The 23,901-nt window shown below is 69.8% G+C and carries 2 protein-coding genes (1 of these 2 running past the window's edge); both read left to right on the top strand.

Features of this window, described 5'->3' with window-relative positions; genetic code table 11:
• Positions 1-100: 100 nt before the first annotated feature.
• Positions 101-8,296, top strand: coding sequence for an amino acid adenylation domain-containing protein (locus tag AC3B5T_RS00980; protein WP_488358114.1), 8,196 nt, complete (start codon positions 101-103; stop codon positions 8,294-8,296).
• On the top strand, positions 8,293-23,901 hold the 5' portion of the coding sequence (locus AC3B5T_RS00975) for a non-ribosomal peptide synthase/polyketide synthase (RefSeq protein WP_488358113.1). The gene runs 26,370 nt beyond the window's last position; 15,609 of the gene's 41,979 nt are visible here — the first part of the coding sequence; its start codon is at positions 8,293-8,295; its stop codon lies beyond the right edge, outside the window. Before AC3B5T_RS00980 ends, AC3B5T_RS00975 begins: the two co-directional genes overlap by 4 nt.

Genomic DNA, 23,901 nt, shown 5'->3' with positions numbered 1-23,901 from the left:
TTCTGTGTCGGCGTCCGATGTGGAGGGTCTGAACGATTACCAACGGCAGTGTCGTGAGGTCTAATCGACTGCAGGACTAGCGAGGGAGTGTTCAGAGGACGTGGCAATCGCCGATTACCGTGCTGATACGCCGGGTGACGTGGACGAGACCATTGCGGTCCTTCCGCTCACCGCGGCGCAGCGCGGCATGTGGTTCGCCGAGTCGCTGTCGTCCGAGTACTCGGTCAACATCGCTCAGTATGTGGACATCCGCCATGCGCCGGGCGGATTGGACGTCGAACTCTTCGCACAGTGCTGTGTGGAGGTCGGCAAACTCGTCGAGTCGCCGTTCGTCCGTCTGACCGAGATCGACGGCATCCCGATGCAGTACGTCGACGTCGACTTCGACCAGACCGTGGACATCCTGGACTTCCGTAGCGAGCCCGACCCGGTCGCGGCGGCGATGGAATGGATGCAGGCGGAGTACCGGCAGCCGGTCGATCTCCTCAACGACCAGTTCATCATCGTCTCGATCCTGCTCATCTCGGACGAGCGCACGTTCTGGTACAACCGTGCCCACCACATCATCATCGACGGCTATGCCGCACTGTCGATCATGCGTCGCACCGTCGACCGCTACAACGCTCTCCGCCGGGGCGAGGAGCCGCGCGACAAGCCGCCGGCCACCATGGCCGACATCGTCGCCTATGAAGAGGCCTACCAGGGCAGCACACGGCGGGAGACCGACCGCGCACACTGGCTCGAACGCGTCGCGGATCTGCCGGAGCGGGTGACGCTGTCGAAGGTCGGGACCTCCGGGTCGCTGTCGTTCGACAACGTCGTCGCCGGCGCCGCCCTGGACCCGGATCGGCAGCGCCGGTACGAGGCCCTCGCCGGGGAGCTGAACAGTTCCCTCGCGGTCGTGATGACCTCGGCGTTCGGCGCGTTCCTCGCGCGCATGAGCAACCACGACGACATCGTCCTGAGTCTTCCGGTCACCGGCCGTGCCACCGCCAAGATCAAGATCTCCGGTGGCATGGTGTCCAACATCCTGCCGATCCGGCTGCGCGAGGTGTCGTCGAAGTCGGTCCGCGAGCTGATCGCGACCGCGCAGCTCGAACTGACCGGCGCGCTGCGCCACCAGCGGTACCGGTCCGACGACATCCGTCGCGACGCCGGTCTCGACCAGAGTTCGGTCTCCTTCGGACCCACCATCAACATGGTGTTCTTCGACGAGCAGGTCGCCATCGACGGCACCGACATGGAGTACCGCATCCTCACGTCGGGCATCCTCGAGGACCTCCTGATCAACCTGTATCAGTCGAGTCCCGGTTCCCCGCTCGTCGTCGACCTGCACGGCAACCCGCACCTGTACTCACCGGCCGAACTCGAAGCGCTGCACGGGCGATTCCTGACGTTCCTCGACCGGTTCCTGTCGAGCGAGGCGCTCGACACCCCCGTCGCCGATGTCGACTTGCTCGTGGACAGCGATCACCGGCTCCTCGACGCACTCCCGCAGTCACTGCCGCGGGCGACCACACCGACCCTGGTCGAGGTGTTCGACGAGGTCGCGACCGCCCACCGTCATCGGGGTGCGGTCTCCGACGCCGACGGTGTGACCCTGAGTTACGCCGAACTCGCGAGCCGTTCGGACGCGATGGCGCGATCGCTCGTCGCACGTGGGATCGGGGCGGGCGATCTGGTGGGTGTCGCGACGGCGCGCGACACGAGCCTCGTGGTCGTCATGCTGGCCGTGCTCAAGGCCGGAGCGGGATACCTGCCGCTGGACACCGGCAACCCGGAAGAACGCCTGCGCTACATCATCGACGACGCCGCCCCGGCGTGCCTGGTCGTCTCCGACGGCGACCGGCCCGGATGGGCAGGGGAGTGCGAGGTCGTCGAGACCGGCCGGCTCCTCGCCGAGGCGCAGACACCGGGAGCCGCCGCGGTCGGAGTGCCGCGCGGTCCGGCGACGCCCGAGGCGACGGCCTATGTCATCTACACCTCCGGATCGACCGGGGCGCCCAAGGGCGTCGAGATCGTGCACCGCAACGTGGTCACGCTGCTCGACGCGGCGTCGGCCGACTTCGACTTCACGCCCGAGGATGTCTGGTCGGTCTTCCACTCCTACGCCTTCGACTTCTCCGTGTGGGAGATCTTCGGGCCATTGCTCACCGGTGGACGCGCGGTGATCGTGGATCGGATGGTCGCCCGCGCGCCCGCCGAGTTCCTGCAGCTGCTCGCCGACGAGCAGATCACGGTCGCATCCCTGACGCCCTCGGCGTTCAGCATCGTGGCCGACGTCCGCCGCCGGACCGGGACGCCATTGGCGTTGCGCTACATCGTCTTCGGCGGCGAGGAACTGCGCTTCGACGAGGTGCACAACTGGTACGAGTCGTTCGGCGACGAGATCGAACTCGTCAACATGTACGGCATCACCGAGACGACGGTCCATGTCACCTACCGTCCGCTCGATCCCGATCTCGTGCGCGGCGAGAGCGCCAGCCTCATCGGCCGTCCGTTGAACTCGTTGGGCGTTCGGGTTCTCGACAACCGCCTGCGTCCGGTGCCCGAGGGCGCCGTCGGCGAGATCTACGTCGTCGGTGACCAACTCGCGCGCGGATATCGTCATCGCCACGGACTCACCGCAACCCGGTTCGTCGCCGACCCGCACGGGACCGGCGGGCGGATGTACCGCTCCGGCGACCTCGGCCGGCGGATCGGTACCGACGTGCAGTATCTGGGGCGCGCCGACACGCAGGTGCAGCTGCGGGGCTTCCGGGTCGAGCTGGGTGAGGTCGAGACGGCGCTGCGCGCGGTCGACGGGGTCACCGCGGCGGCCGCGGTCGTCACCGACGCGGCCTCGGCGGGCGGGGCGAAGCTCGTCGGTTACGCGGTCACCGAAACCGGTGGCGGGCTCGACGAATCCGCCATCCGTGAGCAGGTCCGCGCCCATGTGCCCGGGTACATGGTGCCCGATGTCGTCATGCTGATCGACGAGCTGCCCCTCACCGCGAACGGCAAGCTGAACCGGCACGCGCTGCCCGCTCCGGTGTTCGCGCGTGACGAACGGATCGCCTACGTCGCGCCGTCGACCCCGCGTGAACGCGAAGTGGTCGCGATCGTCGAAGAGCTGCTCGACATCGAACCGATCGGGTTGCAGGACAACATCTTCGCGCTCGGTGCCGATTCGCTGACCGCGGCCCGGCTGGCATCGCGGCTGCGTACCGTCGCCGGCCTCGACATCAAGCTGGCCAACGTCTTCGAGAGTCAGAGCCTCGGCGACATCATCCGGGTCGCGACACCGGTCACCGAGGACGCCGCCGGCCGCCGGCCGGAGCTCCTGCCGCAGCGGCGCCCGGACCGGATTCCGTTGGCATTCAGCCAGCGTCGTCTCTGGTTCATCAACCGGCTCGACCCGACCTCGGCGGCCTACAACATCCCGGGAGCGGTCCGGCTCGGCGCCGACGTCGACGCCGCCGCGCTGGCCGCCGCGATCGACGACGTCATCGCGCGACACGAGCCGTTGCGGACCACGTTCCCGGACGAGGACGGGGAGACCTTCCAGTTCATCCACTCGGCGGAGGCGGCCGCCGCGGCCCGACTGTTCGACGTGGTCGACGTGGCGCCGGTGGACACCGAACGCCGACTCGCCGACTTCGCCGTGACCGGTTTCGACCTGAACTACGAATATCCGGTCCGCGCACGACTTTTCCGCGCCGTGGCGCCCGACGGAACGCTCGACCACGTCCTGATCGTCGTCATGCACCACATCATCGGCGACGGTGCCTCGCTCGGTCCGCTGATCACCGACGTCCTGACTGCGTACGCCGCCCGGCTCGCCCACCAGCAGCCCGCCTGGCGTCCGCTGCCGGTGCAGTACGCCGACTACGCGTTGTGGCAGCGCGAGGTCCTGGGGGAGGCCGCCGACGAGACCTCGCTGATGTCGGCGCAGCTCGACTTCTGGCGCACCGAACTGGCGGGGATGCCCGAACTCATCTCCTTGCCCACCGATCGGGCTCGACCGATCCGGCCCTCCGGCGCAGGCGGTTTCGTCGACACCTTGCTCGACGCCGACACCGTCGCCCGGCTGCACGCGGTGGCCGCCCAGCACGGTGTGACCGTCTTCGCGATCTTCCACGCCGCGCTCGCCGTGGTGCTGTCGCGCCTCAGCGGCAGCGACGACGTGGCCATCGGCACCGCGATCGCGGGTCGGGACGAGCCGGAGCTCACCGACCTGATCGGCATGTTCGTCAACACCCTCGTGCTGCGCACCCGGGTGCACCCCGACACCGATCTCACCAGTCTGCTCAACGAGGCCAATCACACTCGCGCGCAAGCTCTCAGCAACGCCGACGTCCCCTTCGAGCAGGTCGTCGACGCGGTGGGGGCCCGGCGCTCCACGGCCCATTCCCCGCTCTTCCAGGTCGAACTGGTGATGCAGCACGACCAGGTCGAGCGGCTCTTCGAGGACGAGGCAGGGATCAGCCTCATCGACGCGCGTGCCCCGTTCGCCAAGTACGACCTCTCACTCAGCGTCGTCGAGTACTCCGACACCGGTGACCACGCCGGCCAGATCTCGGTGGCGTTCGGATACGCGCGTGATCTCTTCGACGAGTCCACCATCGAACGGTTCGCGCGTTACCTCCACGACGTTCTCGCCGCGATGGCCGGCTCGCTCGAGGCCGACGATGCGGGCCGGGCACTGCGCGTCGACGACCTCTTCGCGTTCCCCGAGGCCGAGGTGGACACGGTTCGGGGGTGGTCACGCGGCGCTTCGCACGAGCTGACCGCGCCCGATCTGGCTTCCGCGCTGCTCGCCGGGTACCGGCAGGACCCCGACGCGGTCGCGCTGGTGTTCGCCGACCGTGAACTCACCTACGCCGAATTCGCCACGCGGGCAACGGCTCTGGCCCGTCAGCTCATCGACGACGGCGTCGGTCCGGATGTCGCGGTGGCCGTGTGCATCCCGCGTTCGGTGGAACTGCTGGTCGCGGTGCACGCGATCGTGCTCGCCGGTGGCCAGTACGTGCCGCTCGACACCGAGGCGCCGGTCGATCGTGCCGACTACATGCTCGAGACCGCCGGTGCACGGCGCGTACTGGTCGGGCCGGGGACTCGCCCCGCCGTGATCGACGACCTCGCCGACCGCGTGACCGTCACCTCGGTCGACGCCTCGGTCGATGCGGATGCGCAGGGCGGAACCTTCACGCCGGACGAGCGTCGCGGAATCCTTGGACCGGAGAACGCCGCGTACACGATCTTCACCTCCGGCTCCACCGGACGGCCCAAGGGCGTCGTCGTGTCGCATCGCGCGATCGTCAACCGGCTCGACTGGATGCAGGAGCACTACACCCTCACCCAGCGCGACGTGGTGCTGCAGAAGACGCCGGTGACATTCGACGTGTCGGTCTGGGAGCTGTTCTGGCCCTTCATCTCCGGGTCCCGACTGGTGGTCGCGGTGCCCGGCGGACACGGCGACCCGTCCTATCTCGTCGACATCATCCAGCGCGAGGACGTCACGACGCTGCACTTCGTGCCGTCGATGCTGTCCACCTTCCTCGACGTCGTCGGCGCGGACCGGCTCGCCGAGCTGAGCTCGTTGCGTCAGGTGTTCACCTCGGGTGAGGCACTGACCGCCTCGACCGCGGGTGGTCTGCGCACCGCCTTGCCCGCCGTCGGGTTGCACAACCTGTACGGGCCGACCGAAGCCGCCGTCGACGTCACCGAACACAACGTCCGCGGCTCGGAGACCGTCGTGCCGATCGGTCGGCCGGTGCCGAACACGACGATCCACATCCTCGACCACCGGCTGCGGCCCCTGCCGGTCGGTGTGCCCGGCGAGATCTACCTCGGCGGCGTCCAGCTGGCCCGCGGATACGTGTCGCAGGGCAGGCTCAGTGCCGAACGCTTCGTGGCCGACCCGTACGGCCCGCCCGGGTCGCGGCTGTACCGCACCGGCGATCTCGGCAAGTGGAGCCCGGCAGGGGAGATCGAGTACCTGGGCCGCAACGACTTCCAGGTGAAGTTGCGCGGTCAGCGACTGGAGCTCGGCGAGATCGAGTCGGCGCTGATGTCGGTGCCCGGCATCGTCCACACGGCGGTGACGGTCGCCGATCTGGCCGCCGGACAGAGCCTGGTGGCCTACTACTCGCCCGACTCCGTCACCCCGGTCGACGCCCAGGCGCACCTGAACGGAACCGTGCCGGAGTTCATGGTGCCGACGATCTGGATGCCGCTGTCGACCATGCCGCTGAACTCGGCGGGCAAGGTCGATCGCAAGGCGCTGCCCGCCCCGGTGATCGAGACCGCCGAATTCGTGCCGCCGAGCACCGAGACCGAACGGGTGATCGCGCGGGTGTTCGCCGACGTGCTCGGCGTCGATCGGATCAGCGTGGCCGAGTCGTTCTTCGACCTCGGTGGCAACTCGCTGAGCGCGACGAAGGTGGCGGCTCGGTTGTCGGCCGACCTGGAGGTCGACATCCCGGTCGCCGCGGTGTTCGACGCGCCGTCCGTGCGGGCGATGGCGACGTTCGCCAGCGACCACGGGACCCCGTCGCGCCGCCCGCGTCTGGCAGCACGCGCACACGGAGACCGGGCGCCGCTGTCGGCAGTGCAGCGCGGGATGTGGCTGATCAACCGCGCCGATCCGGCGTCGCCGGCCTACAACGTCGCGATGGCGCTGCGCTTGTCCGGACAACTGGACACCGACGCGATCGGCGCCGCGATCGAGGACCTCATCGAGCGCCACGAGTCGATGCGGACGCGTTATCCGCTCGTCGACGGCGAGCCGATCCAGCTCGTGCTCGATCGGGATGCCGCGCTGGAGTTGCTCGAGCGCAGCGTCGTCGACGTCGACGGTGATCCGGTCCCGGTGATCGCGGACTTCACCGGACGCGGTTTCGACGTCACCGTCGCACCGCCGCTGCGGATGATGTTGCTGCGGCTCACCGAGACCGAGCACATCCTGGTGTTCGTCGTGCATCACATCACCGCCGACGGCGCCTCGATGCTGCCGCTGGCCACCGATGTGATGACCGCGTACTCGGCGCGGGTGGCCGGTCGTCGGCCGGATTGGCCGCCGCTCGCGGTCCAATACCTGGACTACACGCTGTGGCAGCAGGAGGCCCTCGCCGTTTCCGGACCCGACGGGACGACCGAGGCGGGCCGCCAGCTCTCGTACTGGACCGACCGGCTCCGCAACGCGCCGGCCCGGCTGGAGTTGCCGACCGATCGCCCCCGCCCGCGGACACCGTCCTTCGTCGGCGAGGAGGTGCGGTTCGACATCGACGGCGGCCTGGTGCACAAGCTGGAGGCCGTCGCGCGCCAGCACAACGCGACGCTGTTCATGGTGATGCAGACCGCACTGGTGGTGTTGCTGAGCCGGCTGACCACCCAGCGCGACATCGTGATCGGCACGCCGTTCGCCGGGCGGGGTCAGCCCGAACTCGACGGCGTGGTCGGGATGTTCGTGAACACGCTGGCCCTGCGGTCGCGACTCCAGGACGAGGAGAAGTTCGCCGAGCTCCTGCAGCGTGTCCGCGACGAGGATCTGGCCGACATGGCGAACGCCGAAATCGCGTTCGATACGATCGTGTCATCTGTACTTCCCTCGCCGCCCACCAGTTACAACCCGATCTATCAGGTGATGTTCGCCTACCAGAACTTCACCATCCCCACGCTCGACATGGATTCGATGACGATCGCGCCGGTATCCGAGCAGTTGACCCCAGCCAAGGTGGATCTCCAGCTCACGTTGTTCCCGGACGACTTCGTTGCACCGGCAGCAAAGGACGCTGATTCAATGACGGGCCAGTTGATCTACGCCGCCGACATCTTCACCAAGGGCACTGTCGAGACGTACGCGCAGCGCTATCTGCGCGTCCTCGAGGAGGTGTCGGAGAACCCGCAGGTGTTGGTGGGGGACATCGACATCGCCACCGCCGCCGAGCAGACCGCGGCCAGTGCGGTCGCCGACACCGAACTCGCCGTCGCACTGCCCGATCTCGTCGCACGGGCCGTGGCCGCACAGCCCGATGCGGTCGCTGCCGCGCACCAGGGGGCAGAGGTAACGTTCGCGGTGCTGTCGTCGATCAGTGATGCGATGGCTGCCGCTCTTCCCGACCCGGACTCTGCCCTCACCACCGCGCTGATGAGCCTGTTGCCGGGCCTGGCGGTGTCGGGGCCCGATGCGCTCGGTGATGTGCTGGGCGAACTCCGCGCCAACGCACTCCGAGTGGTGGACGGCGCGATGTCGGGAGCCGGGTCCCGCGGGAACGAAGCAGTGCAGTCGACCAAAGGAATGACTCAGACGTGACCGATGTCGATTCAACGGCCTCCAACATCTCTCTCACCTGGGGCTCGCGGCCTTCGACACTGCACCTGATCGCCTTCTCGGCCGGCGTCGCACCCTCCGAGACCGCCTACGAGGCGGCGTCCGGCCCGGTCACGTTCGGCGAGCTGTATGCGCGCGTGTCGGCGACGGCCGGCGTCTTCATCGCCCAGGGACTCGACACCGAGGCCGCGGTCGGCGCCGGGGTCACCCAGACCGAGGCCGCGCCCGGACGTGCGCCGGCCGAGATCGCCGACGCCACCCGGCGCGCGATCGCGCTGATCCGCGAGCGGGCGCTCGGACTGATCGGCAGCACCGATCTCGGGTCCCTGCCCGGACTGTTCCGCTCCGCCGTCGCGCGCCACGCCGCTCGGCCCGCGGTCAGCGACGCGACCGGCGCCGTGCTGTCCTACCGCGAGCTCGACGAGCGGTCCGACGCGCTGGCCGACGGACTCCGCACGGCCGGTGCCGGCCCGGGCAGCCTCGTCGGCGTCGCGCTCCCACGCCGGACAGACCTGATCGTGGCCCTGCTGGCCGTCCTCAAGACCGGAGCGGCGTACCTGCCGCTCGACCGCTCCCAGCCGGTCGCCCGCGCACAGTCGATCATCGACGACGCGGCGCCGCTGCTGGTGCTCGCCGACCCCGAGCTCGCCGCGACGTGGGATGTCATCGACGTCCGGTTCGTCACGACCGAGGACGTGATCCGTGGTGCGGCCCCTTCGAGACGCCGCTCCGCAGGCTCCGGGGCTCCTCAGGGAGCAGAGGGGGCAGCACGGACCGAGTCGCTCGACGACCGGCTGCCGGCCTACCTGATCTACACCTCTGGTTCGACGGGCAAGCCGAAGGGCGTGGTCGTGTCGCACCGCGAGGTCGTCGCGCTGATGAAGGCCGCGTCCGAGGAGTTCTCGTTCGGCCCGGACGACGTCTGGACGCTGTTCCACTCCTACGCCTTCGACTTCTCGGTCTGGGAGATCTGGGGTCCCCTCGTCACCGGTGGACGCGTCGTCGTGGTCGAGCAGGACACCACGAGGGACCCGGAGGCCTTCGTCGATCTCCTCGAGACCGAGCGGGTCACGGTGCTGAGTCAGACGCCGTCGGCCTTCTACCAGCTCATCGCCGCACAGCGACATAGGCAGGCGTCACTCGCGTTGCGCTACATCGTGTTCGGTGGCGAGGCGCTGAGTTTCGAGCAGGTCCGGCGCTGGTTCGACGACAATCCGGCAGATCCCGCGCAGCTGGTCAACATGTACGGCATCACCGAGACCACGGTGCATGTCAGCTACCGCGCGCTGGACCGCGACGCGGTGTCGGCCGGTGACGCGTCGTTCATCGGGCGACCGCTGTCGTCGCTGGACATCCACATCCTCGACTCGCGACTGCGACCGGTGCCCGAGGGTGTCATCGGCGAGATGTACGTCACCGGAACACAACTCGCGCAGGGCTATCTCCGGCGGGCCGGGCTCAGTGCCACGCGCTTCGTCGCGAACCCGTTCGCGCCCGACGGTTCCGGTGATCGCATGTACCGGACCGGCGACCTGGCGCGTCGCGTCGGTGACGACATCGAGTACCTCGGTCGCGGCGACGCCCAGGTCCAGCTCCGCGGCTTCCGCATCGAATACGGCGAGATCGAGGCCGCGCTCGTCGGCCTCGACGGGATCTCGGCCGGTGCGGCCAGCGTCGTGGACCTGTCCGAGCGGGGTGAGATCCTCGCCGCCTACGTGGTTCCCGAGCCGGGCGTCGAGGTCGACGAACAACTCGTGCGTCGGCGTGTGGCGACCCTGGTGCCGGAGTACATGGTCCCCGACGTCGTCATGGCGGTCGAGCGGCTGCCGCTGACCCAGAACGGCAAGCTCGATCGCGGCGCACTGCCGCGCCCCGTGCTCGCGTCGACAACCGAATTCGTGGCGCCCGAGAACAACACCGAGGCAGCCCTGCGGGACATCTTCGCGGAGGTGCTCGGTCTCGAGGACATCAGCGTCGTCGAGTCGGTGTTCGACGTCGGCGGCAACTCGCTGCTGGCCGCCCGCATCGTCGGCCGCGCCGCGGAGACGCTCGGCGTGGACCTCACGGTCCGTGACCTCTTCGACGCCCCGACGGTGCGCGACCTCGCGCTCGCCGCAGCCTCGAAGCGGCCGGGACTGCCCCCGATCGAACCCGTCGCCTCCCGCCCGGACCGCATCCCGCTGTCGCTCGCACAGCAGCGGATGTGGTTCATCAACCGGTTCGATCCGGCATCGCCCGCCTACAACATCCCGATGGTCCTGCGGCTGCAGGGCGGCGTCGACGCCGACGCCCTGCGCCAGGCGCTGCTCGACGTCATGACCCGCCACGAGGTCCTGCGTACCACCTATCCCGAAGCCGACGGCGACGCCTCTCAGCTCGTCCACGAGCCGTCGTCGGCGGCCGCGATGCTCGACTGGCGCGAGGTGCCGGAATCGGCCCTGCCCGAGGTGATGCTCGGCGGATTCGATCTCGTCGCCGAACTGCCTGTGCGCGTGGGCTTCTCCCAGATCTCAGATTCCGAGGCGGTCCTCGGGATGGTCGTGCACCACATCGCGTGCGACGGTGAATCCCTCGCACCGCTGGTGACCGATCTGATCACCGCGTACACCGCGCGGGTCGCCGGGAACGCGCCCGACTTCCGGCCGCTGCCGGTCCAGATGGCCGACGTCGCCCTGTGGCAGCGCCGGGTGTTCGGCTCCGCGACCGACGACTCGTCGCTCATCGGTGCGCAGTTGCAGTACTGGGCGCGGCAGCTCGACGGGGCGCCCGACGTGCTGGAGTTGCCGACCGACCGACCGCGTCCGGCGGTGGCCTCGCAGCGCGGCGCGCGCATCGAGTTCAGTGTGCCGCAGAGTGTTTCGGAGCGTGTTGCCCGTCTGGCGCGCGATCGCGGGCTGACCCCGTTCATGGTGGCGCATGCGGCGCTCGCGGTGCTGCTGTCGCGGCTGTCGGCGACCGAGGACGTCACCGTCGGCACGCCGATCGCCGGTCGCGGGCAGTCGATCCTCGACCCGATGGTCGGCATGTTCGTCAACACGCTGGTCCTCCGGACCGGAGTCGACCCGGCGGCCGGTTTCGGCCGGTTGCTCGACGACGTCCGCCGCACCGATCTCGAGGCCTTCGCCAACGCGGACATCCCGTTCGAGGCGGTCGTCGAACGGGTGAACCCGTTGCGCACGGAGGCCTATGCACCGCTGGCCCAGGTGTGGCTCGCGTTCGACCAGTCGGCCATCGCCGATCTGGCCTCCCAGACGCTGACGATCGGGGAGGGCGGCGGACTGGCCGTGACCCCCGTCGAACCGCAGGACCTGTCCGCGCGGGTCGATCTCACCGTCGGGATCGCCGACAACGGGGACAACTGGCAGGGATCGGTGCTCTATGCGACCGACCTGTACGACGCCGAGTCGGTGCGTCTCTTCGCCGACCGGTTCGTTCGCCTCCTCGACACCCTGACTGCGGACCCCTCGGCTCCCGTCGGCGATGCGGACCTGATGACCGCAGCCGAACACGAGGCGCTCGCGCGCTGGGGCGGCGGTGCCGACACCGCTGCTCTGCCGGAGCCGGCCGTCACGGTCGCCGATGCACTGGCAGAGTCCTTCGCTCGCAATGCTTCCCGGGTGGCGATCCGGGCACACGGCCGCACTCTGGACTATGCCGAGTACGGTGCACTGGTCCACGCCTTCGCGCGGCGCCTCGTCGCCGACGGGGTCGGACCCGACGTGCCCGTCGCGGTCGGCGTGCCGCGATCGGTCGAGATGCTGGTGGCGATCCACGGGATCGTGCTCGCCGGCGGCACATACGTGCCGCTCGATCCGGAGGCGCCGGCGGATGTCGTGCGTCGGCAGCTCGCGCTCTCCGGGGCGTCGACGGTCGTCGTCGGGGGCGAGATCCCGGGCTGGGCCGAGTCACTGTCGAACCCGGGGACTCTCGTCACGGTCGATCTCGACTCGCTCGCCACCGCCGGCTCGGCTCGCGTGACAACTGCCGACCGTGTGGCACCCCTGCGCGGCGGACATCCGGTGTACACGTTGTTCACGTCCGGATCGACCGGGCAGCCCAAGGGCGTGACGGTCACGCATCGCGGCCTGCACGACATGCTGTCCTGGTTCGGCGCCTACACCGGCGACCCGGCGGACGAACGGGTGCTGGTCAAGACGCCGTACACCTTCGATGCGTCGGTCTGGGAGTTGTTCTGGCCCTTCGTCGCCGGCGCGACCGCCGTTGTCGCCGCGCCCGACGGCCACCGGGACCCGGCTCATCTGGCCCGCGTCATCGCCGACGAGCGGGTGACCTCCGTGCAGTTCGTCCCGTCGCTGCTCGCGGTGTTCCTCGACGAGACCTTCGATCCCGCCACCGGTCTGTCCTCGGTGCGCCAGATCTTCACCGGCGGTGAGGCACTCACCCCCGCGGTGGCCCAGCAGACCCTCGCGGCCGCCCCGCACGCGGTGATCGTGAACCAGTACGGCCCCACCGAGATGACCGTCGACGCGACGATCGCGACGCTGACCGAGCCCGTCGACGTCGTGACCGTCGGCCGGCCCGCGTCCGGCCTGACCGCACGCATCCTCGACGCACGTCTGCGCCCGGTCGCGCCCGGTGTGCCGGGCGAGCTGTACCTTGGTGGCGCGCAGATGGCCCGCGGCTATGCGTCCGCACCGGCCCTCACCGCCCAGTCGTTCGTCGCGGACCCGGCCGGACCCGCCGGTGCGCGGTTGTACCGCACCGGCGACCTCGCCCGCTGGCGCGCGGACGGAGACATCGAGTACCTCGGTCGGACCGACTTCCAGGTGAAGATCCACGGTCAGCGCATCGAACTCGGCGAGACCGAGGCCGTGCTGGCGGCGGCGCCGGGCGTGGTCTCGGTGGCCGCGGCGGTCACGACGACTCCCGCGGGCGATGCGCTCGTGGCCTACCTGACCGGTCACCCGGGTGACACCGTGGACGTCGAGGCCATCCGTGCCTTCGCGGGCGAGAGACTGCTCGCGCATCTGCGCCCCACGTTGTGGGTCGTCCTCGACGAGATGCCACGCAATGCCTCCGGCAAGGTGGACCGCCGGTCGCTGCCCGCACCGACCGTCGTCGAGTCCGAGGTCGTCGAGCCGGCGACCCCTGCCGAGCGCGCTCTCGCCGACGTCGTCGCGGAAGTGCTCGGCGCCGATCGGATCTCGGTGGTGGACTCCTTCTTCGACCTCGGCGGCAACTCGCTTGCCGCGATGCGGGTGGCGGCCCGGGCCGGTGCCGCCCTCGGCGTCGAGGTCAGTGTTCGCGACCTGTTCGACGCTCCCAGCGTGCGCGAACTGGCGCAGCGTGTCGCCGACCGCGTGCCCGGCCTCCCGCCGGTGACGGCGGTCTCCCCGCGACCGGACGCGATCCCGCTGTCGTATGCGCAGCAACGGATCTGGTTCATCAACCAGTTCGACACCGCGTCCGCGGCCTACAACATCCCGATCGCCCTGCGCCTGCGCGGCAAGCTCGATCTCGCGGCCCTGCGTGCGGCGATGGTCGACGTCGTCGAGCGTCAGGAAGTACTCCGGACGGTGTTCCCGTCGATCGACGGTGCTCCGCGACAGGTCATCGGGGACGTCGCCGGGGTCGGGGCCGAACTCGACTGGGCCATCGTCGACGACGAATCCGAGCTCTTCGCGGCTGCCGCCGGCGGCTTCGACGTCGCAGTGCAGCGACCCATCCGGATCCGGGTCCACCGCGTCGACGACCTCGAACACATCGTCCTCATCGTGATCCACCACATCGCCGGCGACGGCGAGTCGATGCGTCCGCTGGTCACCGACGTCGTGACGGCGTATGTCGCGCGCTCACAGGGGCGTTCGCCGGACTTCGCCGAGCTCGAGGTGCAGTTCGCCGATGTCGCGCTCTGGCAGCGTCGTGAACTCGGCTCGATCGACGACCCGGACTCGCGGGTGTCGGCTCAGGTCGACTACTGGCGCTCTGCGCTGGCCGGACTCCCCGAGGTGCTCGAGCTGCCCGCCGACCGCCCGCGTCCCAGGGTCGCGTCCATGGCAGGCGCCGAGGTGGGCTTCGAGATCGACTCGGCGACAGCGGGTCTCGTCCGCGAGCTCGCTGCCCGGCGCGGCGTGACCGAGTTCATGGTCATCCATGCGGCACTCGCGGTGCTGCTGTCGCGGCTCTCGGCCACCGACGACATCGCCATCGGCACCCCGATCGCCGGTCGCGGCGACGCCGCTCTGGACCCGCTGGTCGGGATGTTCGTGAACACGCTGGTCCTGCGGACCGTGGTCGACCCGGCGCAACGGTTCGCCGACCTCCTCGACGTGGTGCGGGTCACCGATCTCGATGCGTTCGCACATGCCGACGCGCCCTTCGAGGCGGTCGTCGACGCGCTCGCACCGTCCCGGTCCGAGGCGTTCGCCCCGCTCACCCAGATCCTGCTGACCGTCGACCCCACGCCCGCGGATCCGTCCACGCTCGTCGCCGACATCGACGACCTGGCCGTCGAAGTGGTGGAGACCGAGGAGAACTCGGCGAAGGTGGACCTGACGGTCGGTCTGCGCGGCGGACGCGGCGGGTCTTGGATCGGTCGCGTCAACTACGCCACCGACCTGTTCGACGAGGCGACGGTCGCGCGGATGATGGACCGTTTCGCCCGGTTGCTGCACGAGCTGGTCACCGATCCGACCGTGCCGGTCGGGGACGCCGACCTGCTCGACACCGCCGAGCGCGACATGATCACCCCGGTCGGCCGCCGACCCGCGATCCCGGCCGTGCCGCTGGCAGAGCTGTTCGCCGCCGCGGTCCGGCGTGGCGGAACCGACCGCACCGCGGTCGTCGACCCCGACCGCACCCTCACCTACGGTGAACTCGACTCGGCGTCGAACCGGCTGGCTCGTCACCTGTTGGGCCAGGGCATCGGCCGCGGAACGCTGGTGGCACTGGTGATCCCGCGTTCGGTCGACCTCATGGAGGCGATCTGGGCAGTCGCCAAGACCGGTGCCGGATACGTGCCGATCGACCCGGACTACCCGGCCGACCGTGTCGCACACATGATCTCGGACTCGGGTGCGACCATCGGGCTCACCCGGACCGGTGTTGCCGACGTGAGTGCTTTCGGGGGGCGCTGGATCGACCTCGACGCCCCTGATGTCACGACAAGTGTTGCACGGCTCCCGGATTCACCGATCGACGACGCCGACCGAGGGTCGCGTGCCGACGTGGCCGACACCGCCTATGTCATCTATACGTCCGGATCGACGGGTCTGCCCAAGGGCGTCACGGTCACCCACGGCGGACTCCGCAACTTCGGGGTCGAGGCCGCGAAGCGGTCGGGGATCGTGGAGACCTCGCGGGTGCTCGGCTTCGCGTCGCCGAGCTTCGACGCGTTCGTCCTGGAGTATCTGCTGGCCTTCTCCGCAGGTGCGTCGGTCATCTATCGCCACCGCGATGCGGTGGCCGGTGAACCGCTGCAGGAGTTCATGCGTGAACAGCACATCACGCACACCTTCCTCACGCCCACGGTGCTCGCGTCCCTGGAGCCGGCCGGACTGCCGGACCTGCACACCGTCTACGCTGGCGGCGAGGCGGTGCCGGAGTCCCTCCGCGAGCGGTGGGCGCCGCTGCTGCGATTCCAGAACCTCTACGGTCCGACCGAGACCACCATCGGTGTCACGATCGGCGAGCCGATGCAATCCGATCAACGGGTCCTCATCGGTCCGCCCATCGACGGCGTCGACCTCCTAGTCCTCGATTCCCGTCTGCACACCGTGCCCGTCGGTGTGGCTGGGGAGCTCTTCGTCAGCGGACCTGCTCTGGCGCAGGGCTATCTCAGCCGCCCGGGACTCACCGCCGAGCGCTTCGTCGCCAACCCGTTCGGGACTCCGGGCGCCCGGATGTACCGCACCGGCGACGTCGTGCGCTGGATCGTCGTCGACGCCGACGGCACGCTGTCGGTCGACTACGTCGGACGCAGCGACGACCAGATCAAGCTCCGCGGTCTGCGCATCGAACTCGGTGAGATCGAGAACGTCCTGACCGATCACCCGTCCGTGGCCTCCGCGGTCGTCGTGGGCGTCGACGCCGACGGCGGACTCGCCGCGAGCGGACAGTCGGTGGTGGCCGCGCTGGCCGCCTACGTGGTGCCCCGCGACACCATCGAGATCGCTTCGCTGCGCGAGCATCTCGCGGATCGCCTGCCCCTGTTCATGGTGCCCGCGAGCATCACCGTCCTCGAAGCGCTCCCGCTGACCCCGGTGGGCAAGCTGGACCGCCGTGCGTTGCCCGCGCCCACGATCGAGGTCGAATCCGACCACGTGGAGCCCGAGAACGCGGTCGAGCAGCAGCTCGCCTCGATCATCGCCGGCCTGCTGGGGCTCGAACGCGTCAGCGTCACCGACTCGTTCTTCGCCCTCGGCGGCGACTCGATCATGTCCATCCAGGTCGCGTCGGCCTGCCGCGCGGCGGGTATCGACATCTCACCGCGGGACATCTTCGAGCACAAGACGGTTCGCGCCATTGCCCGTGCCGTCGGCGCCCGCGGCGACCGGGTACCCGCCCTGGCGGAACTGCCCGGTGGCGGCGTCGGTCCGATGACCGTCCCGCCGGTGGTCTCCTGGGTCCTGGAACACACCGACGACGTCTCGGACTTCGCCGACTTCTCCCAGTCGATGGTGCTGACCGCACCCGAGGGGCTCACCGTCGAGATCGCACAGGAACTCCTGGCGCAGGTGGTCGACGTCCACCCCATGCTGGGTGCCTCGGTCGAACCCGGCGGGAGCGCGGGCGACTGGCGGATGCACACCGGCGTCGCGCCGCTGCAGCCCGGTGCGGTGACCGCGATGACGAGTCCGGCGCCCGTCGGCGAACCCGGCTTCTCAGACACCGTCGTCGCCGCCTTCGAGGACGCCTCCGGCCGCCTCGACCCGACCGCCGGGCGGCTAGTCGCAGCCGTGCTGGTCAGCGCCCCGGACGGCGATGCGCGTCTCGTGGTCGTCATCCATCACCTCGGTGTCGACGCCGTCTCGTGGCGGGTGATCATCGAGGACCTGCTGACCGCCTGGGCGCAGCATCAAGGAGGCCAGGCGTATTCGCTGCGACCGGAGACGACCTCGGCGCGTGCGTTCACCGCGGCGCTCGACGCCCAGCGGGCCGGACGCTCGGACGAGTTGCGCTACTGGCTGGATCGGTCGCCGGAACGGGTCACCGACCTCGGTGGTGCCCTCGACCGTGCACGTGACCGCATGTCGACCACCGACACCGTCGTGCACACCGTCGGCTCGGCGGTCACCGAGGCGCTGCTGACGACGGTGCCGACCGCCTTCCGCGGCAACGTCAACGACGCCCTCGTCGCGGCGCTGGCGCGCGCGGTCCGGTCCTGGCAGCAGGCCCGGGAGATCGCGGATGACCAGCCGGTGACGTTGCTGCTCGAGGGCCACGGCCGGTACGAAGAAGCTCTGCTGCACGGAACCGATCCGCGGACCGTGGATCTGTCCCGGACCGTCGGGTGGTTCACCACCATCGCGCCGCTGGCCATCGACGTGCGCGGCGACTCCGTGCACACGGTCAAGGTCGCCAAGGAAGAGCGGGTCGGACAGCCCGACAACGGAATCGGCTACGGACTGCTGCGCTACGGCGACACCGAGCTGTCCCGTCGGCCGTTGCCGAGTATCGGGTTCAACTACCTCGGCAACGTCGCCGGGACCGCATCCGCCGGCGAGAACGCCGCCGCGGACGATACGGGCATGCCGTTCTTGCCCGACCCGGCGGCACCTCGCCTGCCGGGCACGGTCACCGGCGCCATGGTCGTCCCGAATGTGTTGAGCATCAACGCCGGTACCGCGATCGGCCAGGACGGCCGGGAGTTCGTCGCCGGCTTCACCTTCCCGCGCGGGGTGCTCACCGCCGGCGATGTCGACGACCTCGCACGGCGCTGGGACTCCGAACTCGCGGCGATCGTCGACGAGGTCGCCCGCGTCGGCGACCCGGGTCTCTCGCCGTCGGATGTCCTCGGCGCACGCGTCACCCAGGACGATCTCGATCACCTCGCCCGGCGGTATCCGGGTGCCGACGTGTGGCCGCTCTCGCCGTTGCAGCGGGGCCTGCAGTTCCAGGCCGAGCTCGCCGCGGCGGGCCGCGAGGCCGGGGCGGTGGATGTCTACACCGCGCAGGCGGTCGTCACGCTCAAGGGCGACGTCGACGCCGACCGTCTCGCCGAGGCCGTGCGCGAGGTCTTCGTCCGCCACCGGGTGCTGCGGTCCAGCTTCGTGCGCGTCCCCAGCGGTGAGGTCGTCGCGGTTGTTCCGGATACGGTCGACATCCCCTGGCGGACAGTTGATATCGAATCGACTGACACGCCGGGGGCCGGTGCCGGCCGGGACGGCGACAGCGGTGTCGCCGCGGTCGCCCAGGCCGAGCGCGTCACGCCGTTCGATCTCGAATCCGGCCCGCTCATGCGGTTCGTCCTCGTCCGAAGTGGCGCGCGGTCGACGCTGGTCGTCACCAGCCACCACATCCTGATCGACGGCTGGTCGAGCCCGCTGATCATGGCCGATCTGTTCGCGCTGTATGCCACCGGTCAGACCTACACCGGCACCGTCGCCGCCGAGGCCGGTGCGCAGGGGGACTATCTCGACTACCTGCGGTACATCGCCGCATCCGACACCGACGCGGGTCTGGCGGCGTGGCGCTCGGTACTGGCCGCGGTCGACGAGCCGACGCTCGTCGGCGCGGGCCGCGAGGCGACTTCCGATCAGCTGCCGCGCGACCACAGCGTACTACTCCCGGCCGAGATCACCTCTGCCGTCGAGGATCTCACGCGTGCACGAGGGGTCACCGTCTCGACGGTGATGCAGTTCGCCTGGGCGGTGCTGCTGTCGCGCATCACCGGGCAGCAGTCGGTCGTGTTCGGCGAGACCGTCTCCGGTCGCCCAGCCGATCTGGACGGCGTCGAGACGATGGTCGGCCTCTTCATCAACACGCTGCCCGCGGTCGCGGATGTCGATCCGACCGCCCGGGCCGCCGACGTCCTCGACGCGCTGCAGGCCTCGAAGGTCGCGGTGCTCGACCACCAGCACCTCGGCTTGCCCGAGCTGACGGCCCTCGTCGGCCGCGGACAACTGTTCGACACCCTCGCGGTGCACGAGTCCTACCCGGTCGACGCCCAGTCGCTGAAGCAGGGGGCCGACGCGGGCGGCATCGGGATCGAGGATCTCGACGCGACCGACTCGACCCACTATCCGCTGAACCTGGTGACCGGCGTGGTCGGCGACCGCATCGAGCTCAAACTGAAGTACCTGCCCGCGGCCTTCGACGAGCGACAGGTGCAGGTGTACTCCGATGCGCTGGTCCGAATCCTGACCGGTGTCGTCGCGGATCCGGCCATCGAGGTCGGGGCGATCTCGCTGCTCGACGACGCGGAGTACCGCCGCGAGATCACACCGCCGGTCACCCGCACGGCGAACACGGACTCGTCACTGGTGGAACTGTTCGGCCGTTCGGTGGTCGCACATGCCGAGCGTCCGGCCGTCACCGACACCGAGACCTCGGTCGACTACCGCGAACTCGGCCGGCGGTCGGCGGCGATCGCCGCGTCCCTGCGGGCGCGAGGTGTCCGGTCCGGGGATCTCGTCGCCGTGGCGACGTCGCGGGGCGTCGATCTCGTCGCGTCGATCCTGGGTGTGCTGCGTTGCGGCGCGGGTTACCTGCCGCTGGACACCACCAACCCGGTCGACCGTCTGCGCTTCATCGTCGACGATTCCGCACCGAGCGCGGTGATCGTCGACGACACGACCGCGGACCTCGAGCTATGGTCGCAACTGGGGGCGACGCCGGTGGTGCCGGTCGGGCAGCTCGTGGCCGACGGTGCCGGTGCGAATCCGGAAACCGCTGCGGTTCATCCCGATTCGCGCGCCTACGTGATCTACACGTCGGGCTCCACGGGGCGCCCCAAGGGCGTCGAGGTCACCCATCGCGATGTCGTCACGCTGATGGACACCGCCGCTGGTGATTTCGAGTTCGACGAGACCGACGTGTGGACGATGTTCCATTCGTACGCGTTCGACTTCTCGGTCTGGGAGTTGTGGGGACCGCTGCTGACCGGCGGCCGTCTCGTGCTCGTGGACCGTGACCTGGCCCGGGCTCCGGAGGAGTTCCTCGACCTGCTGGCGCGCGAACACGTGACCGTGCTGAGCCAGACGCCGTCGGCGTTCTATCAGCTCGCCGAGGCCCGCCGGCGCCGCCGGACCGCACTGTCGTTGCGCTACATCGTGTTCGGCGGCGAAGCGCTCAGCTTCGAACAGGTCCGCCGCTGGTTCGACGACCATCCGGGCGAGACCACGTCGCTGGTCAACATGTACGGCATCACCGAGACGACCGTGCACGTCAGCTTCCGTCCGCTCGACCCGCAGTCGGTGACGGCCGACGACGCGAGCTTCATCGGCCGCCCGCTCGGCTCGCTGGCCATCCACGTACTCGACGACCGTCTGCGTCCGGTGCCCGAGGGCATCGTCGGCGAGATGTACGTCACCGGTGGGCAACTCGCGCAGGGGTACCTGAAACGTGCCGGGCTGTCGTCGACACGTTTCGTGGCCTCGCCCTACGGTGAGCCCGGATCCCGGATGTACCGCACGGGCGATCTGGCCCGCCGCGTGGGCGAGGACATCGAGTACCTCGGCCGCGGTGACGCTCAGGTCCAGTTGCGTGGCTACCGGATCGAGTTCGGTGAGATCGAGGCGGCGCTCCTGGCCGTGCCGGGTGTGAGTGCGGCGGCCGCGCGTGTCGTCGACATCCCCGGCCGCGGTGAGCAACTCATCGGCTACCTCGTCCGCGACACGGAGAACGCGGTCGAGGTCGCCGAGGTCCGGCGAATCGCCGGCCGTGCGGTGCCGTCGTACATGGTCCCGGACCAGATCGTCGACCTCGAGACCCTGCCCCTGACGGCGAACGGCAAGCTCGATCGTGAGGCCCTCCCGGTACCCGACTCGGCCACCGTCGTCGAGGATGTCGTCGCGCCCGCCGGCCCGCAGGAGACCGCGGTCGCGCAGGTCTTCGCCGAGGTGCTCGGCGTCGACGAGATCGGGGTCACGACAAGCTTCTTCGACCTCGGCGGCAATTCGCTGTCGGCGACCCGCCTCGCCTCCCGCATCGCCGATGCGCTCGGCGCCGAGGTGTCGGTCCGGGACGTGTTCGAGGCGCCGTCGGTCCGTGATCTGGTGACGGCCGTGTCCGGACGCGGATCCGGTCTGCCGCCGGTGACGGTCGTGTCGCCGCGCCCGGAGCAGGTCCCGCTGTCGTTCGCACAGCAACGCCTGTGGTTCATCAACAGGTTCGAGCCCGCGTCGTCGGCCTACAACATCCCGATCGCACTGCGGTTGCGCGGCGACCTCGACACCGACGCGCTGCGGGCCGCGGTGGCCGACCTCGTCGCACGACAAGCCGTGTTGCGCACCACCTTCCCCGAGATCGACGGCGTCCCCCACCAGCGCATCGACGGTCCGGACGAGGTCGACCGGCTGGACTGGGCGGTCGTCGGCTCCCAGTCCGAGATCGAGTCCGCGGTGACCGACGGCTTCGATGTCACCGTCGACTGGCCGATCCGCGCCCGACTGTGGCCGGTGAGCGCGGGCGAATTCGTCTTCGTGGTGGTCGTCCACCACATCGCCGCCGACGGCGAGTCGATGAAACCGATGCTCGCCGACCTGCTCACCGCGTACGGCGCCCGCGCCGAGGGCCGCGATCCGGTGTTCGCCCCGCTGGAGGTGGAGTTCGCCGACTACGCGCTCTGGCAGCACGACGTCTTCGGCTCGGCCGGAGACCCCGACTCGCTCATCGCCGCCCAGCTCGACCACTGGATCAGCAGGCTCTCCGGTGCGCCGGATCTGCTCGAACTGCCCACCGACCGTCCGCGTCCGGCCGTGGCGTCGCAGCGCGGCGACCGGTTCGACTTCGAGATCCCGACCGAGGTCGGGACCGCGATCGAACGGGTGGCGGCCGAGCGGGCGGTCACCCCGTTCATGGTCGTGCACGCGGCCCTCGCAGTCCTGCTCGCGCGGCTCTCGTCCGGCGACGACATCGTCATCGGTACCCCGATCGCCGGGCGCGGGAAGGCGTCCCTCGACCCGCTCGTGGGCATGTTCGTGAACACGCTCGTCCTCCGGGTCCCGGTCGACGGCACCGAGTCCTTCGAGTCCCTGCTGGACCGCGTGCGAACGACCGATCTGGATGCCTTCGCGAACGCCGACGTTCCGTTCGAGACGCTCGTGGAGAAGCTCAACCCGGTCCGGACGGAGGCCTTCGCCCCGCTCGCCCAGGTGAATCTCACGTTCGACCAGTCGGCCTCGGCCGACTTCGCGATCGACGCCGAACAGGGCGGATCCGTCGGCGACCTGAGCTTCGAACCGCTGCCGCAGGAGGCTCCGGGCGCGAAGGTCGACCTGAACTTCGCGATCGACCGCGGGGACGACGGACGCCGGTGGGCCGGTTCGGTCATCTACGCGACCGACCTCTTCGACCCCTCGACGATCGACACCCTCACCCAGCGGCTCGTCGCGATTCTGACCGGTGTGCTGAGCGCACCGTCTCGTCCCGTCGGCGACACCGACCTCGTGCTGCCTGCCGAGTCGTCGCGTCTCGACGACTTCGCGGCGGGCGCGCGGGTCGAGGTGGGTGCACCGCAGACCGTCGCCGATCTCGTGGCGGCGAACGCCGCGTCGGCTCCCGATGCGCCCGCGGTCATCTTCGACGACCGCGTGGTCGACCAGACCGAATTCGCGGCGCGCGTCTCGCTGCTGGCCCGCGAGCTCGTCGACGCGGGTGTCGGTCCCGATGTCGCCGTCGGCGTCTGTCTCGACCGTTCGGTGGAGATCATGGTCGCGGTGCACGGAATCGTCGCGGCCGGTGGCCAATACGTTCCCATCGACACGGAGAGCCCGGCCGAACGCGGGCAGTACATCCTCGACACCGCGCGTGTGTCGACCGTCGTCGTCGGCCCCGGGCCGGTCCCCGCCGTCCTCGACGACTTCCGGGGCCGGATCCTGCGCGTCGACGCCTCGGCCGCGCTGCCGGATGCGCCCGTGCCTCCGGTGACCGATGCCGACCGTCTCGGTGTCGTGCATCCGGACAACGCCGTCTACACGATCTTCACGTCCGGATCGACGGGACGGCCGAAGGGCGTCACCGTCACCCATGGTGCGCTGCGCAACACTCTCGCATGGTTCAGCGACTCGAACGGCGAAGGGCCGCATCGGTTCCTGCTCAAGACCCCGTACACCTTCGACGCCTCGGTCTGGGAGTTCTTCGGTCCGGTGTTCACCGCCTCGGCGGTTGTCGTCGCCGAACCGGGCGGACACCGCGACCCGCGTCACCTCGCCGGGCTCATCGAGCGCCACGGTGTCACCACGGTCAAATTCGTGCCCTCCATGCTCGCCGCCTTCCTCGACGGCGCCACCGGTGTCGGCATCGAGAGGCTCGCCGGCCTGCGCCGCATCTTCTCCGGTGGCGAGGCGCTCCTCCCGGGTCTCGCGACGGGACTGGCCGCCGCGCTCCCGGATGCGTTGCTGGTCAACCAGTACGGCCCCACCGAAGCCGTCGTCGACATCACCTATGGCGCCGTCACCCGGCCG

This window comes from Gordonia sp. G4, assembly GCF_057770005.1.
Note: the sequence above shows the minus strand (reverse complement) of the source record. Positions and strands in the feature narration are given on the sequence as shown.